General features: G+C 62.5%; 18 protein-coding genes. 9 read left to right on the top strand and 9 right to left on the bottom strand.

Annotated features, from left to right (window positions below):
* Positions 1 to 79: 79 nt before the first annotated feature.
* Positions 80 to 655, bottom strand: coding sequence for a nucleotidyltransferase family protein (locus ACYVHK_RS16875; protein ID WP_460534468.1), 576 nt, complete (start codon positions 653 to 655; stop codon positions 80 to 82).
* 222 nt (positions 656 to 877) lie between these two features.
* On the opposite strand from ACYVHK_RS16875, the gene ACYVHK_RS16870 reads away from it, so the two are divergent.
* From ACYVHK_RS16870 to ACYVHK_RS16860, 3 genes are all read left to right on the top strand, one after another.
* Entirely contained in the window at positions 878 to 1,777 is a 900-nt protein-coding gene (locus tag ACYVHK_RS16870) for a DUF1853 family protein (protein ID WP_460534466.1), read from the top strand.
* A 103-nt stretch (positions 1,778 to 1,880) separates the two neighbouring features.
* The gene (locus ACYVHK_RS16865; protein WP_460534464.1) at positions 1,881 to 3,140 is read left to right on the top strand and encodes a Rossmann-fold NAD(P)-binding domain-containing protein; all 1,260 of its coding nucleotides are present in this window, start codon (positions 1,881 to 1,883) and stop codon (positions 3,138 to 3,140) included.
* 54 nt (positions 3,141 to 3,194) lie between these two features.
* Entirely contained in the window at positions 3,195 to 3,746 is a 552-nt protein-coding gene (locus ACYVHK_RS16860; protein ID WP_460534462.1) for a flavin reductase family protein, read from the top strand.
* A 43-nt stretch (positions 3,747 to 3,789) separates the two neighbouring features.
* Here ACYVHK_RS16860 and ACYVHK_RS16855 read toward each other — a convergent pair whose 3' ends face one another.
* The 4 genes from ACYVHK_RS16855 to ACYVHK_RS16840 form a co-directional block, all read right to left on the bottom strand.
* A complete protein-coding gene (locus ACYVHK_RS16855) occupies positions 3,790 to 4,266 on the bottom strand; it encodes a nuclear transport factor 2 family protein (RefSeq protein ID WP_460534460.1) in 477 nt (158 codons plus the stop codon).
* A gap of 63 nt (positions 4,267 to 4,329) precedes the next feature.
* Complete coding sequence (locus ACYVHK_RS16850; protein ID WP_460534458.1) at positions 4,330 to 5,346, bottom strand: class I SAM-dependent rRNA methyltransferase; 1,017 nt, start codon at positions 5,344 to 5,346, stop codon at positions 4,330 to 4,332.
* Between the two features lie 385 nt (positions 5,347 to 5,731).
* A complete protein-coding gene (locus ACYVHK_RS16845; RefSeq protein ID WP_460534456.1) occupies positions 5,732 to 5,932 on the bottom strand; it encodes a SlyX family protein in 201 nt (66 codons plus the stop codon).
* Between the two features lie 119 nt (positions 5,933 to 6,051).
* Entirely contained in the window at positions 6,052 to 8,085 is a 2,034-nt protein-coding gene (locus ACYVHK_RS16840; RefSeq protein ID WP_460534454.1) for a S9 family peptidase, read from the bottom strand.
* 264 nt (positions 8,086 to 8,349) lie between these two features.
* On the opposite strand from ACYVHK_RS16840, the gene ACYVHK_RS16835 reads away from it, so the two are divergent.
* Positions 8,350 to 9,180 carry a class I SAM-dependent methyltransferase gene (locus tag ACYVHK_RS16835; RefSeq protein ID WP_460534452.1) on the top strand — a complete coding sequence of 277 codons (831 nt, stop codon included), beginning with the start codon at positions 8,350 to 8,352 and terminating at the stop codon, positions 9,178 to 9,180.
* An 85-nt stretch (positions 9,181 to 9,265) separates the two neighbouring features.
* On the opposite strand, the gene ACYVHK_RS16830 is transcribed toward ACYVHK_RS16835, so the two are convergent.
* Positions 9,266 to 10,042, bottom strand: a complete 777-nt coding sequence (locus ACYVHK_RS16830; protein ID WP_460534450.1) for an SPOR domain-containing protein — start codon at positions 10,040 to 10,042, stop codon at positions 9,266 to 9,268.
* Between the two features lie 162 nt (positions 10,043 to 10,204).
* Here ACYVHK_RS16830 and ACYVHK_RS16825 point away from each other — a divergent pair, with 162 nt between their 5' ends.
* The 3 genes from ACYVHK_RS16825 (at position 10,205) to ACYVHK_RS16815 (ending at position 13,370) form a co-directional block, all read left to right on the top strand.
* Positions 10,205 to 12,250, top strand: coding sequence for a M3 family metallopeptidase (locus ACYVHK_RS16825; protein ID WP_460534448.1), 2,046 nt, complete (start codon positions 10,205 to 10,207; stop codon positions 12,248 to 12,250).
* 81 nt (positions 12,251 to 12,331) lie between these two features.
* Positions 12,332 to 12,664, top strand: coding sequence for a nuclear transport factor 2 family protein (locus ACYVHK_RS16820; RefSeq protein ID WP_460534446.1), 333 nt, complete (start codon positions 12,332 to 12,334; stop codon positions 12,662 to 12,664).
* Between the two features lie 217 nt (positions 12,665 to 12,881).
* A complete protein-coding gene (locus ACYVHK_RS16815; protein ID WP_460534444.1) occupies positions 12,882 to 13,370 on the top strand; it encodes a hypothetical protein in 489 nt (162 codons plus the stop codon).
* A gap of 45 nt (positions 13,371 to 13,415) precedes the next feature.
* Here ACYVHK_RS16815 and ACYVHK_RS16810 read toward each other — a convergent pair whose 3' ends face one another.
* From ACYVHK_RS16810 to ACYVHK_RS16800, 3 genes are all read right to left on the bottom strand, one after another.
* The gene (locus ACYVHK_RS16810) at positions 13,416 to 13,937 is read right to left on the bottom strand and encodes a GNAT family N-acetyltransferase (protein ID WP_460534442.1); all 522 of its coding nucleotides are present in this window, start codon (positions 13,935 to 13,937) and stop codon (positions 13,416 to 13,418) included.
* Positions 13,938 to 14,144: 207 nt separating this feature from the next.
* Positions 14,145 to 14,693, bottom strand: coding sequence for a YaeQ family protein (locus tag ACYVHK_RS16805; protein WP_460534440.1), 549 nt, complete (start codon positions 14,691 to 14,693; stop codon positions 14,145 to 14,147).
* 85 nt (positions 14,694 to 14,778) lie between these two features.
* Positions 14,779 to 15,063: a hypothetical protein gene (locus tag ACYVHK_RS16800; RefSeq protein WP_460534438.1), complete on the bottom strand. Its 285-nt coding sequence runs from the start codon at positions 15,061 to 15,063 to the stop codon at positions 14,779 to 14,781.
* 97 nt (positions 15,064 to 15,160) lie between these two features.
* Between ACYVHK_RS16800 and ACYVHK_RS16795 the strand changes: the two genes are divergently transcribed.
* Entirely contained in the window at positions 15,161 to 15,910 is a 750-nt protein-coding gene (locus ACYVHK_RS16795) for an AraC family transcriptional regulator (RefSeq protein ID WP_460534436.1), read from the top strand.
* A 63-nt stretch (positions 15,911 to 15,973) separates the two neighbouring features.
* Positions 15,974 to 16,420, top strand: coding sequence for a hypothetical protein (locus tag ACYVHK_RS16790; protein WP_460534434.1), 447 nt, complete (start codon positions 15,974 to 15,976; stop codon positions 16,418 to 16,420).
* The last annotated feature ends 105 nt before the right edge of the window (positions 16,421 to 16,525 follow it).

The raw sequence follows: 16,525 nt of genomic DNA, 5'->3' as shown, positions 1-16,525 counted from the left end.
GGTCACCTCGCTGCAAGTGCTGCAGCAAGGCCACCAAGCTTAACGCAGAACGCCAATTGATTCGACCGCTCGCCCGGGCCTAGACGTGCTCAAGCAGCTCCTCGACCTGCCCCAGCCGCGCCCGTTCCAGCGGTTCGGACCCACTGCGCGCCCCCAGCCGCTCCATATGCTCCGGCCGCACGCTGACCCGCACCATGCTGCCGTCGACAAAGAAGGCGAGTGTCGGATAGGTGGAAGACGACGCCTCGGTGCGATAGTCGATCCCCAGGTTCAGGCAGCGTATCTCCACGGCCTTGTCATTGTCGGTGTAGACCACCAGGTTGATGTCGGAATGCGCGCCGGCGGTGCCGCTGAGCACCGAGCCGACCAGATAAGGCTTGAACTCGCTGAACTGCCGCATCGCTTCCAGCGCCTTCTGCCGCAGTTCGTCCACGATCTGGCTGTGGCCCGGCTGGTAGAGGCTGCGGTAGTCCCGCAACGCCACCTCTATCTCTTCATTGCTGGGCAGGTTCTTGCCTTCCGGCATGCCCAGCCGCTTGGCGGCCTTGCGCTTGGCAGCGCCAAAATCATCGATATGTTCTTCGGCCATAAGGCGGGCGGCGAGATGGACAATCTGCTCTCGAACGCCGCGTGGAGATCGGTCCCGGTTGTGCATGCTGACCTCGGCTGAGTAAAGAAGGGTGACCTGATTGAAAGATGGCCCGTTTACCTGTACCTAGCGTATCGCATTGCGCCGATGTTTTCATGACTACTGCGTGAACCTGTCACGGGTGTTGCCCGCAACCCCCAACCTCTCCTGTGCAATGCAGCAGAAACGCGGCCAGTCCGGGCCGATGCCGCTACACTGAGAGTTCACCGCCGCCCGCTCCGCCGTCCCATGTCCGCCTCATCCCTCGCCGATCTGCACTGGCTGCTCACCGCCCCCTCCCTGCTTGAGGCAAGCGCGCTGCCATCGGGCGTCCTGCATGGCGATGCCGCCCAGGGCGCCGCCTGGTGGCAGCTGCTCGATCCCGCCGCGCTGACCTTGCCTGAGCCGGACGCCAGTCCAGCATTCCGGCTCGGTCGCTATGCCGAAGGCCTGATGCAGGCTGCCTTTGCGCAGCTACCCGGCCATCGCCTGCTGGCCAACCAGCTCGCGGTGCGCGAACAGGGCACCAGCCTGGGCGAGTACGACTTCCTGCTGGCCCAGCCGGATGGTCTGCCTGCCCTGCACATCGAACTGGCGGTCAAGTTCTACATCGCCCTCCCCACCGAACAAGGCCTGTACTACGTCGGCCCCGGCCTGCGAGACGCCCTTGAGCTCAAGCTGGCCCGCCTGTACGAGCACCAGCTGCGGCTCTCCCACACCCCGGCCGGCCAGGCCGCCCTGCCGGAGCCCCTGGCGATCAGCCCCATGGCCTGGCTGCGCGGCCGCATGTTCTACCGCAACGAGCAGGAACAGGCCTGGGCCGCCCTGGCCAACGACCATCAGCGCGGCTGGTGGCGCTGCTGGGGCGAGGAGCTGCCGCGCAGCCAGGCCGACAGCCGCTGGCGCAGCCTGCACAAGGCCCATTGGCTGGCGCCGGACCTGGCCGCGAGTGAAGCGCTGGGCTTCAAGGACTGGCAGCACCAGGCCGCCAACCATTTCCTGCACAGCAAATGGCCGCTGATGGTGGCCGAATACGCCGCGCCGGAAGCCGGCGGCCAGGAACTGGCACGCGGCATGGTGCTGGCGCCGGACTGGCCGGACCCGGCCATGCTGCAACGACTCTGCGGCCGGCTGGCCGCCCTCGCCTGAGCGGCGCAGCAAAACACTCGCTGCACCGTGAGCGATCAGGGACAATACCGCCCTGGCGGTCTCACCCCGCACGCCAGCATCAAACCGAACCCGCCTGCCAGCCATGACCCACGACGCCGCCCTCCCTTCCGCACATGCCCCGCAGATCGCCATCATCGGCGGCGGCCCGGCGGGCCTCATGGCGGCCGAAGTCCTGAGCGAGGCAGGTCATCGGGTCGCGGTCTACGACGCGATGCCCTCGGTAGGCCGCAAATTCCTGCTGGCCGGGGTCGGCGGCATGAACATCACCCACTCCGAATCCCTCGCTCCCTTCCTGGCACGCTACGCCGAGCGCGAGGCGGAGATCACCGCACTACTGGCCGACTTCAGCCCCGATACCCTGCGCGCCTGGATACACAGCCTCGGCATCGACACCTTCGTCGGTAGCTCCGGCCGGGTTTTCCCGACCGACATGAAGGCCGCACCCCTGCTGCGCGCCTGGCTGCACCGGCTCAAGGCCGCGGGCGTCACCTTCCACGTCAGGCATCGCTGGACAGGCTGGACCGCAAACGGCGCGCTGCGCTTCACGACGTCTGATGGTGAAATAATGGCCCAGCCGTCTGCCACCGTACTCGCCCTGGGCGGCGCGAGCTGGCCTCGGCTCGGCTCGGATGGCAGCTGGCTACCACTATTGCAGGCACGCGGTACCGACGTCGCTCCCCTCAAGCCCGCCAATTGCGGCTTCGAAGTCCCCTGGAGCGAGCATTTCCGCAGCAAGTTTGCCGGTGCTCCGCTCAAGTCGGTCGTACTGTCGTATACCGATCTCGATGGTGTTGAACAGCGGCGCCAGGGCGAATTTGTCGTCAGCGAAGCCGGCGTGGAAGGCAGCCTGATCTACGCCCACGCCGCCCGTCTGCGGGAAATGGTCGCCCGGCAGGGCCAGGCCACCGTCTTCCTCGATATCGCCCCCGGTCGGGATCTCGCCCGCGTGACCGAAGAAGTCGCCCACCCCCGCGGCTCGCGCTCACTCTCCAGCCACTTGCAGAGCCGGCTCGGCATCACCGGCGTCAAGGCCGGCCTGCTGCGGGAATGCCTGAGCAAGGAAGCTTTCAACGATCCCATCCAACTCGCCGCCGGCATCAAGGCCCTGCCGCTGACCCTCTACGCACCGAGCCCGATCGCCGAAGCCATCAGCAGCGCCGGCGGGGTACGATTCGAAGGGCTGGATGAAGGCCTGATGTTGCGCGGGCTACCCGGGGTGTTCTGCGCCGGCGAGATGCTGGACTGGGAAGCCCCAACTGGCGGCTATTTGCTGACCGCCTGCTTCGCCAGCGGCCGTCGCGCAGGTCGCGGCGTCCTCGACTGGTTGACTACCCAGTCTTGAGTTCAGCCGGTTCGACGCCATCTGAGATGGCAAGAAAACACCCCGAAAGCCCCCATGCGCCAGCCCGTCGACCTGAAAAAAGCCTACCGCCTGCTCAACCACGGCCCCACCGTCCTGGTCTCCAGCGCCCACGGCGGGCAACAGAATGTCATGGCCGCCGCCTGGAGCATGCCACTTGATTTCGACCCGCCCAAGGTCACGGTCGTCATCGACAAGAACACCCTGACCCGCGAGCTGGTCGATGCCTCGGGCGAATTCGCCCTGAACATCCCCGCCCGTGGCCTCGCCGCCGCTACCGTGGCGGTTGGCTCCCAAAGTGGACGAGAAGGCGACAAGTTCGCCGAGTTCGGCCTCAAGACTTTCGCGGCCGAGAAGATCGCCGCCCCACTGCTGGAAGGCTGCGTCGGCTGGCTTGAATGCCGCGTGATTCCCGAGCCACACAACCAGCAGACCTACGACCTCTACATCGCCGAAGTCGTCGCCGCCTGGGCCGATCCGGCCGATTTCAGCGACGGCCACTGGCACTTCAGCGCCGATCGCGAGCGCTCCATCCACTACGTGGCCGGTGGCACCTTCTTCGAGACCGGCGACGAATTCAAGGTCTAGCACCCCAAAAGCACAAGGGCGGTAAAAACCGCCCTCGCTTCGTTCAGGATGCCTTGCCCGCCTGTATCAGCTTGACCACCGGCTCCGCCAGCTCATTGGGCACGGGTATGGTCAAATGGTACTGCTCGATCTTCCATTGCCCCTCGATCTTGCGCAGCACCCCGCTGCCCCGGCAACGGCCCAGGTTGGTATTGTCCAGCAACTCGTCGAACCAGGCATGGCTGCCATCGGGTGACACATCCACATGCCGCTCAACCATCTTGTAAGTCCAGCCACGGCCCTTGTCGAAATGCGGCTTGGCGTAGGCCTTGAACTGCGCCACCGTCCAGCGTTCGCCCGCATCGGTGCCGATAAACACCCCATCCGGCGCAAATAACCCGAAGTAGCGATCAAACTGCGCCTCGGCGGCCGCCTGGTGAAAACGGTCCAGCACACCATCAATCACCGCCTCAGGCGCCCCCTGCGCCATGGGCGTCAGCAACAGCACCAAGCCCAAAACCTGGGCACGCAGCAGGGTCATGTCGGATTCCTCACTCAAACGGGTTCGCAGGCGCCTCATTCGTACAGTGAGGCTTCTGGCAGTTTAGACGCGCAACAGCACCATTTTCAGCGGATGCTTGCCATCGCTGCTGGGGAAGTCCTCTTCCGGCGTGATCCACTCAAAGCTTTTGACCTCGCGCCCCGCCTTGACCGTGCTGCGCTGCAGCTGGTCCAGCCAGGCATCGGCATCCACTTGCGCCACATTGTTGCAGCAGATGATCGTGCCGCCTTCCACGGTCGCCAGTAGCGCCGGCTTGAACACCGACGGATAATCATTCACCAGGTCCACCACGCCGAACAGGCTCTTGGCGTAACGCGGTGGGTCCAGGAACACCAGGTCGAACTGCCGGGCTTCCAGCTTGGTGAACGGAGGCATGCGCTTGCCACGCACCATCGTCGGCTGGCCAATGCCGGACAACTGCCGCACGGCCGGGAACACATCGCTTTGCACAAAACGTGGACGGATCGGCAGCTGGTTAAGGCGCGCATTGTCCTTACCCACCATGATGCTCGATTCGGCAAAGTCCACGTTCACCACATACTCCGCCCCCGCCTTGGCAGCGGCAATGCCCACGCCACAGGTATAGGCAAACAGGTTGAGCACCGACTTGCCGGCCGCCTCCTGCATCACCTTACGCCGCCCGGCCCGCAGGTCCAGGAACAGCCACGGGTCCTGCCCGGCATGACGAGCCTGGATACGGTAGCTCACCCCCATTTCCTGCGCCTCACGCGGCAACATGGCGGCATCCAGCTCGTCTTCGGACAACGGATTGCGGATACGCGAATTGGCATCGCTACGATCGTTGTAGATCGTGGTCAGGCCCGGCAGCACGCCGGCGTAGAAGTCGCTGATCGCCGCCAGTTGGCCTTCGGCCAAAGGCTGGTGAAAGGTCTGTACCAGCAGCAAATCGCCATAACGATCCACCGTCAGACCCGCCTCGCCTTCCACGCTGCCATGTAAAAGACGATAGGCATTGGTCTGCTCGGCATGCAGGCGGGTCAACAGCTCGGTACGCTGGGTGTAGGCCGCTTGCAGCAACGGGATAAGGTTGGCGGGCATGGGTACTCCGGAGGCTAAATAATGAATGCCGACGCCCAAACGGGTACGTCGGCCAACAATGTTGATCGGTAAATTGCCGCCATTTTAGCTGGCAACGGCGCTAAGTGCCGGATTGCCTTGATATTCAGCTACAAAGCGACGAGCTCGCCACGTCGTGGACGGCGCAAAAACGCAGCAACTTTCCCTCGTTAGGTGAACCCCGTCGAGAGCCCTGCGCCCCCTCCGAAAAGCTTAACGACTAGGAATCGAGGCTACTAACGAGCAGCAGCGAGGCAGGGGGATGGACGATATGAAAACAAAGCGCGCTCAAGCCTCGATGGCTGATGAACGCTCGGCGCTGCCGAGCCTGACTGATCGCACAGAATGACTAACTGAAGTTCTGTGCTCAATAGTGCGGAGGGATTTCATCCAGCAAGCTAGTCGGCTTGCCCCCATCCTGATTGCGCTGCAACTCCTGCACCTGCCGCACCTCGCGCGCCAGCCACTCCAGTTGCTGCTGCTGCCGTGCCACCACGCGGTTCAACTCATCCAGCAAGTCGTCCTGCAGGGCGATACGGATCTCAAGTTCGGTAATACGGTCTTCCATGATGCTTCCTGCAACCAGAGCGCAGCATCAAAGGACGCCGCAATGCGCCGATGATAGCCCAGTCGCCAAAGAAAAAGCCCGTCGCAGGGCGACGGGCTGATTTCAGTGCGAGAACAGGCTTACTTGCCGGCGACTTGTGCCTTGTCGCCAATATATTTATTAAGGAAGTTCTCGTAGCTGTTTGCCCAGAGGTATTTGTTCTCGGGTTTAGCCCAGCCGTGCCCCTCGCCGTTGAAGACCATCCACTCGACCGTATTACCTTTCTTGAGCAGCTTGTCGCGCATCTTTTCACCGTGAATCAGTGGCACGCGCACGTCTTCCGAGCCATAGGCCATCAGCACCGGTGCCTTGAGCTTGGCCACATTCTCATCGCTAATCGCCGAGGTCTTACGCATGTACTCCATGTCCTTGTCCGGATCGCCATGCATATCACGCTGCTTATATTTGGACCAGGCGCTGCCGGAGGTATCGGACCAACTGACGCTGAACAGCAGGGAGATATCGGTCACACCGACAAAATTCACGCCGCATTTGTACAGGTCAGGGTCCTTTTCCAGGCCGTACATGGTGGCATAACCACCGTAGCTGGCACCCATGATACAGACGCGTTTGGGGTCTACCTTGCCTTGCTTGACCAGCCATTCCACGCCATCGGTGAGGTCGTCCTGCATGGCGAGGCCCCATTGCTTCCAGCCCGCATGGTGCAATTTCCAACCCAGCCCCGTCGACATACGGAACTGTGGCTGCAGCACCGCATAGCCGCGCGATGCCAAATGCTGGACATAGGGGTTATAGCCCCATTCATCACGTGCGTGCGGGCCGCCGTGCACGAACACCACCAAGGGCAACTGGCTTTCTGCCTTACTCTTCGGGAGCGTCAGATAAGCCGGAATCGCCAATCCATCCCGCGCCGGGTATTCCACCACCTGCATGGGCGACATCAACTCCGGCTTGATATCTTCCTTGAAGGCCAGTATTGATTCCAGCGTCTTCTTCTGCTCGTCATACAACAACACCTCACCCGGGTTGATATCCGAAGTGGACCGGATCAGTACCCGGCTACCGCGCTTTTGCATCGAATTGTATGCCTTGGGCAGGGTGACATCGATGCTCGCCTGCAGGTCCGCATAGGCCTGATCGAAGTAGTACTGCTCCGGCTTCATGGCATCGATCGCCAGGCCGATCACCTTCTGGGTACTGGCTTCGCGGATCAGTGTCCCCTCATAGTCGGCACGCGGATGGCGGAACAGCAGCTCCTTGGGCGCATTTTTCGTAAAGTCCCAGGTATAGAGCCCCACCGTATCGGCATCGCCGCGGCCGGAGACATACATGGTCTTGTTGTCCGCATCGAATCCGATTGGCGTGTAGCCATCCTCAAGGAAGCGGTGTTCTTCGATCTTCACCCACGGCGCCTCGTTATTCTCGCGATGATAGACATAGGCCATGAGCTGCTTGCTCGCCTTGTCATTACGTACCGACATCGCAATCCGCACCTGGCCGGCGTTGTCCATGACCCACGACACCACCTTGCCCGGTGAATTGAATGTTTGCAGCTTCGATTTGCCGGTCTTGGTGTCCAGGCGATAGACATCTACGCCACCGAAGTCATCTTCGCCGCCGTCACCATTCCGCTCGTTGTACGTAACATAGATATCGTTGGAATCATCACCAACACGGCCGATATACCTACGTCCGCTGAAGCGCATATCCCCGTCTGCCTGCGCCTGCTTCACTGTCTTGCTCAACATTCGGAAACCCGTACTGTCGATATTGACCGCAAACAGTCCGCCTCCGCGGTTGTCGGCCATGCTGACCTTGTTGTCGCTGATGGAAAACAGCAGGCGCGAGTTGTTGACCCAGACTGGCGAGGTCACATCCCATTCCGGGTCGGCGGCGGCCAGACTGGCTTTCCGACTTTCCAGATCAATCACCACTAGGGCCATGCGGCCCTTGACCGGAGAAACCACGGCAAGGCGCTTTCCATCTGGTGAGAGCAAGGGTTGACCATATTTGGCGTTGCTGAACAACTGCTCGACGGTCACGGAGGACGGCAGGCTGCCGGTCACTTCGATCTTGTCCGCCGCCAGGCTGAAAGGTGCAAAGCCACACATCATGGATGCGGCCAGTAACGATACGGCTAGATTGCGTTTCACGCTTACGTGCTCCCTATTACCTTTTGTATTTGAGTCGTTGCTGGAAGGCGCGGGCAGCTTGGGCCGCTGCTGGCGGCCGATCTGTTTTCTGGCGTCACTTCCGGGCCGAAATCGGTCATCGGCGATCGCTAACATACACAGCCAGTTTGGGCACCGCCACGATGGTCGTCATCCCACCGTCACAGTGTGGTGAAATCAGCAATTCCAGCAAAACCCACCTGGGCGTACCATTCGGCGCTCACCCGCCGTAAATAGAAACACACCATGACCGAGAAGTACGATATCCGCCCCGGCCAGTCCGTCGAGCTGCTCAAGGCACTGCACATCCTCACGCGCGACGGCAAGCTCAATCAGGACAGCCGCCGCAAGCTCAAGCAGGTCTACCACCTGTTCAACTTCATCGAGCCGCTGCTCAAGGATGCACTGGGCAAGCATGCCGATGTCCGGCTGGTGGATCACGGCGCCGGCAAGTCCTATCTCGGCTTCATCCTGTTCGACCTGTTCTTCAAGGAGCAGGCGCCGCAAGGTCATATCTACGGCATCGAAACGCGCGACGCCCTGGTCGACAGCTCGCGCGAGCTGGCCGATCGTGCCGGCTTCAAAGGCATGTCCTTCCTCAATGTCTCGGTCGCCGATTCGATCACCTCCTCGGCGCTGCCAGAGCAGATCGACGTCGTGACCGCCCTGCATGCCTGTAACACCGCCACCGACGACGCCATCCGCTTCGCGCTGGAAAAACAGGCCGAGTCCATCGTGCTGGTTCCCTGCTGCCAGGCCGAGGTTGCCTCGGTACTACGCAAGCACAAGGGCAATATGCTGAAAAACCCGTTGACCGAACTCTGGCGCCACCCCATCCACACGCGCGAATTCGGCAGTCAGCTCACCAACGTCCTGCGTTGCCTGCAACTGGAAGCGCACGGCTATCAGGTCACGGTGACCGAACTGGTCGGCTGGGAGCACTCCCTGAAGAACGAACTGATCGTCGCCCGTCGTACCAACCGCCCGGGCCGCGCCCAGGCCGAGCGGCTCAAGACCCTGCTGGAAGAAGTCGGCCTGACCGAACTCGAAACACGCTTCTTTACGCCGCAACACTAAGCTCGTCCCCATCGGGGAGGGGTGAAACAACAAAAAGCCCGCCACAGGCAAACCTGTGACGGGCTTTTTTTGGGGAGATGCGGTATCAGCCCCGGGTGCAGCTGGTCGAATCACAAACCGCAGTAAACGGTTTGCCATCCTTGCAGAACACGCGATACGCCTCCTTCATGCCGGGCTTGCTGATCAGCCAGGCACCCTCACCTTGGCATCCCGCGGCCTTGGCCATCTGCTCCACGTCATAGGACCAGGTGCCAAGCTTCAGATTGCTGGTGTCCACCTTGGCCGGGGCTTCAGCCGGGCTGGCAACTGGGGCGACATAGACGGGCGTGGCGGCGGGAATCGGTGCCCGAGGCTTGGCGGCGGGAGCTGTCGGTTCCACGGCCACGGGTGTCGGCTTTGCGGTGGCTACAGGCAGCGTTGGTACGTAGCTGACCGTCGGCGCGCTTGTGCCGGGCAAGGGCACCAACTTGGCGTCAACTACCTTCTTGTCATAGACGAACATGCTGCCGGTCTTGGCATCCAGCCAGAACCAACCCAGGGGGCCAAAGGAAAAGACGTTACCAACGCCGTACCAGCGGCTGCCATGTGCATCCAGCTCTTCCTTTTGGGTCTCGTAGCCTTCCTTGTTGAATTCGAGCACATAGTCATTGCGCTGCATATAGCCCGCGCCACGCGGCAAGGCCAGCGTAGTCGGCGTGGTCACTGTCTGCTTGAAGCTGCCATTGCGGGACTTGATCAGCACGCTCGCGCCCGGAGGTTCCGAAATGACGGTCAGTTCGTGCGTGGAACCATTCATGATGGACGCACAGCCCGCCATGAAAACGCTGGTCACAGCCAGCAAGGACAGAAGCAGTCTTTTCATATTTTTCTCCCTGGATAACATTATTTTTTGAAAAAGCCGCGCAGTTTAACAGCAAGCCCTTATTCGGTTGCGCCAGCGGATCGACGGTCCGTCGCACAATCGAGCGACTGACGCATCGGCGCATTAGAATTGTCGTTTTCTGATCTGTCGGAACCCCGAACGATGCGCGATACGCTCGCCAGCAACCCACTGCTGCAAGACTGGAACACCCCCTACGGCCTGCCCCCATTCGACCAGGTCGAGGCCGGCCACTTCGTCGCCGCCTTCGATGTCGCCCTCGCCCAGCACCTGGCCGAGATCGATGCCATCGCCAACCAGGCCGCCGCCCCGGATTTCACCAACACCCTGCAGGCTTTCGATGCCTCGGGCCGCCTGCTCAAGCGCATCGACCTGCTGTTCAGCAACCTGACCGCCAGCGAGACCTCGCCCGCCCTGCAAGCGGTGGAAGTCGAAATGGCCCCGCGCCAGGCCGCCCATGAGAGCGCCATCTACCTGCACGCCGGCCTGTTCCAGCGTATCGACACGCTCTACCAGGCACGCAGCACGCTGGGTCTGGATGCGGAGCAACTGCGCCTGCTGGAACAGGTCCATCTCGACTTCGTCCGTGCCGGCGCCCGGCTGCCGCAAGCCGATCGTGCCCGCTACGGTGAGGTCATGGAAGCCCTGGCCGGCCTCAGCACCCGCTTTACCCAGAATGTCCTGGCCGATGAAGCCGGCTTCGCCCTGGAACTCAAGACCGAGTCCGATCTCGCCGGCCTGCCGGGCTTCCTGCTGGCCTCCGCCCGCGGCGCCGCCACCCAGCGCGGCCTGCCCGAAGGCAGCCACGTCATCACCCTGTCGCCCTCGCTGGCCGAACCCTTCCTGACCTTCTCCGCCCGGCGCGACCTGCGCGAGATCATCTGGCAAGCGCGCATGGCCCGTGGCGCCCAAGCCGGCGAACACGACAATCGCCCTGTCGCCGCCCAGATCATGGCGCTGCGCCAGGAACAGGCGCGCCTGCACGGCTACGCCACCTATGCCGACTATGAACTGGTGAATCGCATGGCCGGCAAACCTGCCGCCGTGCATGCACTGCTCGCCAAGGCCTGGGAGCCCGCCAAGCAAAAAGCCGCCGAGGACCGTCAGGTCCTGACCGACATGGCTGCGCAAATGGGCGAACCCACCCCGATAGCCGCCTGGGACTGGCGCTACCTGGCAGAAAAGGTCCGCCAGCAACGCTACGACCTCGACGACGCCGAACTGAAGCCCTACTTCTCGCTCGACAACATGATCGCCGCGATGTTCGATTGCGCCGGCAAGCTGTTCGGCATCCGCTTCGTCGAACAGCAAGGCATCCCGCTCTACCACCCGGACGCCCGCCTATGGGAGGTCCGCAGCCGCGACGACGTCCTGATCGGCCTGTTCATCGGCGACAACTACGCCCGCCCAAGCAAGCGCAGCGGCGCCTGGATGAGTATCTTCCGCAGCCAATCCGGCATCGCTGGCGGCACCCTGCCCATCGTCATCAACAACAACAACTTCGCCAAGGCAGACACCACCCTGCTGAGCTTCGACGACGTCCGCACCCTGTTCCATGAGTTCGGCCACGGTCTCCACGGCCTGCTCTCCAACGTCCGCTACGAGCGGCTCGCCGGCACCCAGGTCCTGCGGGACTTCGTCGAACTACCGTCGCAGATCTTCGAGAACTGGGCTGAGGAAGAACAGGTCCTGCAGCAACACGCACGCCACTACCAGAGCGGCGAGCCCATCCCCGCCAGCCTGCTGGCCAAGCTCAAGGCCGCCCGCCAGTTCAACCAGGCCTGGGCCACCATCCAGTACACCGGCCCGGCCCTGATCGACATGGCCCTGCACTCGCTGCCGAACGGCACTGAAGTCGACATCGCCGCCTTCGAAGCCGAGCAATGCCGACAACTGGGCGTGCCGGATGACATCGGCCAGCGCCACTACCTGGCTCACTTCCAGCACCTGTTCTCCGGCCCCTGGTACGCGGCGGGTTACTACGTCTATATGTGGGCGGAGGTGCTGGATGCGGACGGCTACGATGCCTTCCTCGAGGCCGGCAACCCTTTCGACGCCGAGACCGCCGCCCGCCTGTACCGCCATATCTACAGCTCGGGTGACACCCGCGAACCGGCCGAAGCCTATCGCGCCTTCCGAGGCCGGGACCCCAAGGTTGAACCCATGTTGCGCAAGCGAGGCCTGATCTGAGCTGATGCACCCCGAAAGCCCCGCCCTGGCGGGGCTTTTCACTGCCTATGTTCGCCCACCCTCTCTGGAGACACGTGCCCCATGACCCCTGTCGACTACGCCCAAGCCCAACTGGAACGCTACAACGCCCACGATCTGGAAGGCTTCCTGGCCCTGTACGCCGAGGATGTCGAGATCTACGACTTCCCCCACACGCTGCGTCTGCAAGGCCGCACCGCCATGCGCGAGCGCTATGCCCAGGTCCTCTATCCCGGTGCTACCGTTCAAGCGGTGGTCAGCCAGCGCATCGTGACCGGTAACCGGGTGATCGATCATGAGCAGGTCAGCGGGCACCCCATCAGCGGGGAAGCCAGCCTCGCGGTGATCTACGAAGTAGGCGACGCCGGCATAGAGCGGGTCTGGTTCATGCGCTGAAGGTGCCGACCCCATGGGGCGCTGCAAGCCGTTTGGCACGATGCCCTGATCGACGGATGGTCCCACCTGCCGCAACAAGTCCTGGCCTGACTTGTTTCTGTGGCTGCGCCTACCTATGATCCCTTGCGAGCGCAGGTCCGCAATCCATAGCGGCTGGCGCCGCCATTGAATGCAAACCTTTCCATATTTTGCGGCAAATACCCCGAGGCATCGCCCTATGGCATCCATTTCCCGAATCGGGGCCGGCTACACCGCGTTTTCCCTGGCGCCGCAAGTCGCCAACAAGCAGGACGCCACCGCACTGCAGGACCTGAAACCAGTAACCACCAGCGGCAGCAAAAGCATCCATGTGGACCTGAGTCCGCTGGCACGCTCGCTTTCCGGCAAAGGCGGCATCGCCGGTGCCGGCGCGAACGATGATATCGACAAGAGCGATCTGCCCCAGCAGATCAAGGACATTCTCAAGCGCATTCGCCAGGTGAAGAAGGAACTGCGCGAGCTGGAAGACAAACTGGCCCAGGTCCAGGCGAATACCCAGTTGAGCGCCGAAGAGAAAAAGGTCCAGACCGAGCAGCTGCAGTCACAGATCAAGTCCACGACCGCAAGCCTGACCACCCTGAACGATGCCCTGGCCAAAGCCGTGAAGGCTCAGAAGCTGAACCCCGCGCAGAGCAGCACGGTGGCCTCGCTGATGGCGAGAGGCTGACAGGGTAAGCGGCGCGTGCGATGCAATGCCCGGCCGGGTTTGTACCTAGGAGGTGGGTGCCAGGTCAATGGCGAACAACAGGAGTTCGCGGTCATCGTCGGGCCGCCGGAATTGCCGAACCAGGCGCAGCCCCAGTTTCTCCAGCACCTTCACTGAAGCCTGGTTGTCAGGCCGGGTCGTCGCCACGACGCGTTTCAGCCCCAACTCAAGGCTGGCGTACCGGAGTACCGCCGCGGCCGCTTCGTGCACATAGCCATGGCCCCAATACAGCGGCAGCAACGCATAGCCGATATCCACATCGTCCAGATAGTCCCGCTTGGCCAGGCCACACATCCCCAGAACCGTACCGGTTTCCTTCAGTTCAACGAGATAGAACCCGAACCCCAGCCGGGCATAGGACTCGACCGGGCCATCGAGTATGTACCGGCGCGCATCCTCCAGCGTACCGACACCCCTGTCCCCGATAAAACGCAGCCAGGAAGGCTCATTCACCAACTTCAGCATGAACGCCGCATCGTCAGTGCAGATATGGCGAAGGATCAGGCGGTCAGTTTCAATCACGATCACGGAAGCACTCACTTTCTGGTCGTAACGCGGTCGCGTAGCTTGGGCGCACCTGCAAGGCGTGGCCGGAACGCTGAGGCGCCAATCCCCCCACAAACGTAGGGTGGAAAAGCGCAGCGCCTTCCACCAGGCACTGACGGGATGGTGGAACGCATCCCGGCCCGATACGCACGGCCTCCTGCATTGGCATCGCGCCGTATTGCCGTATCCTTACTCCCCCGCAACCTTCAACTTCTCACCCTGCACCAGCACCGTATTGGTCCCGTCCGACAGCCACAGCTGCCCGTCCTGTATCGTGGCCTGCAACTGCATGCCACGCTGGTTCATGGCCGCGAGCTGCGCCAGGGTCTCGGTGCTGATGCCGATCACATGCAGGTTCTCCAGGCGCCCGAGCTTGTTCTCGATGCCCTTCCACCACACCTCGGCAGAGCGCCCGCCATAGCTGTAGACCCAGACCTGGTCGGCACGGCCGCAAGCCTGCCGCATCCGCCGCTCGTCCGGCTCACCCAGGTCGACCCACAGCTCGATCTCGTCCGAATAATTCTTCTGCCACAAGGCAGGCTCGTCCTCACCGGCGATATCGCGGGTAAAGCTCAGGCGCTCGTCGGCATGCAGGATGAACACGGCGAGACGCAGCATCAGCCGCTCTATGGTTTCGGACGGATGCTGTGCCAGCGTCAGACTGTGATTGGCGTAGTAACCGCGATCCATATCGCTGATCGATACGTCGGCCTTGTGTATGGTGGCTTTCAATGCCATTGCGTCTAACCCCTCGAGAGAAGGGCGGCAGTGTAGCCAAATCACCGCCGCCCGTCCTGCCGCTCATCCAACTTCCCGTGCGGGATCAGGCGCTTGGGCTGTCTCCGGCGCCACGGGCCAGCACGGCATCGACCCGTCGGGCCAACTCCGGGTCGCGCACGGCAAACACCTCGAACAGACCCAGCGCCGCCAATGCCGGCACCAGGGCGTCCATATCCGCCGCCGCTTCCTCGCGCTGCCGGGGCGTCGCGCCGGGCTCGGCCAGGATGCGGGTATTGGCCAGAAAGGCACCTACGCTGCCCTTGCGCACGGTCATGCCCGCCATCTGCACTTCATTGACGGTATCCGGTAGCAGTTGTTCGGCTTTCATTGCGATGTACGCCTGTGAGTTGAAGAGCCCTCATCGTATCGGCGGGCAGTATTGGCAAGTTATCGTTAAAATGACAATAAATACGTATTCTCTGCCAATGTCCTCATCATCCCCAAGCCTGCAGGCCTACCGCCTGCCACACACGGCGGACCGCCAGACCGCGAGCCATGCCCATGCACAAGGTCAGCTCTATGCCTTGACCGACGGCATGCTCGTCATCCAGACCACCGGGGGCCGTTGGGTCATGCCACCCGGCCATATCGGCTGGCTGCCACCGCGCAGCGAGCACTCGGCAGAAGGTCACGGCGCGCTATCGGGCTGGAGCGCCTACCTGGAGGAAGCCCTGTGTCGTGATCTTCCCGCCCAGCCTTGTGTATTGGCCCCGTCTGCGCTGATCAGCGCCATCGTCGAGCGCGCCGTGCAATGGCCCATCGAACCGGCCGATCCTGATCGCCAGCACCGGCTGATCGCTGTCCTGCGTGATGAACTGATGGGCGCCACGCCCCAGCCACTGTCACTACCCATGCCGAAGGACCGGCGGCTTCGCGCCATCTGCACCGCCTTGCTGCTAGACCTGGCCAGCAGCCGGACGCTGACCCAGTGGGCCGCCTGGGGCGGGCTTAGCGACCGCACGCTCAGTCGCCGCTTCCTGGCCGAGACGGGTCAGCATTTTTCGCTATGGCGGCAACAAGCCCGCCTGCAGCAGGCCTTGCGCTGGCTGGCGCAAGGTCGGCAAGTCGGACATATCGCACCCGAGCTGGGCTACGAGACCGTCAGCGCCTTTATCGCCGTGTTCCGCCAGCAGTTCGGCACCACGCCCGCCCGCTATTTCTCGCCCTACCGCTGATCGACTAAATGCCATTGGCATTGCTATATGTCTTTGTCATTGGCATCATGCACATCCATGCTCATGGCATGGGCTGTGATTGATCAGGACAAGGAATTCAAGATGGACATGTTGGCTGCGATGCGCCGTTATGGCTGGGTTGTGTGTTTGATGGCAATTGCCGTGGGACAGTGTGGTGCTGCCCAGGCGGACGCTGACGTCGAGATCAAGCCCATGCTGGAAAATGTGGATGCCAAGGCCGAGACGCCCCAGCGCCCGGCCGAGGCCAGGTTGCAACTGGCCGCGGCCTCGACGGAAGCCTCAACCACGGCAGTCCGTAGCAGCAACAAGCTGCGTCTGGGCACCTGGTCCTACGAAGTCGAACAGATGGCCAAGGCCAACGGCTGCCAGGGCAGCGGTGCCTGGCTGGTCAAGGATGCTGAGGGCTCGCAGCACTACCGCATGCAATGCGCCTCGGGCGCCGTCTATGCCGCGACCTGTAATACGAACGGCCAATGCCTCGAAGACTAAAGCACGGCTTGGAAAGCCCTTCTGGCGTTGTTGCACGCGCTTGCCGTACTAACGTACTGTCTGCGCTTGTGCGCCTAGCCAGAACCGCTGCGCTGGGCTTTCCAA

The sequence above is a fragment of the Chitinimonas naiadis genome (assembly GCF_054780835.1).
The sequence above is the reverse complement of the archived record's forward strand: the minus strand, read 5'-3'. Positions and strand labels throughout refer to the sequence as shown.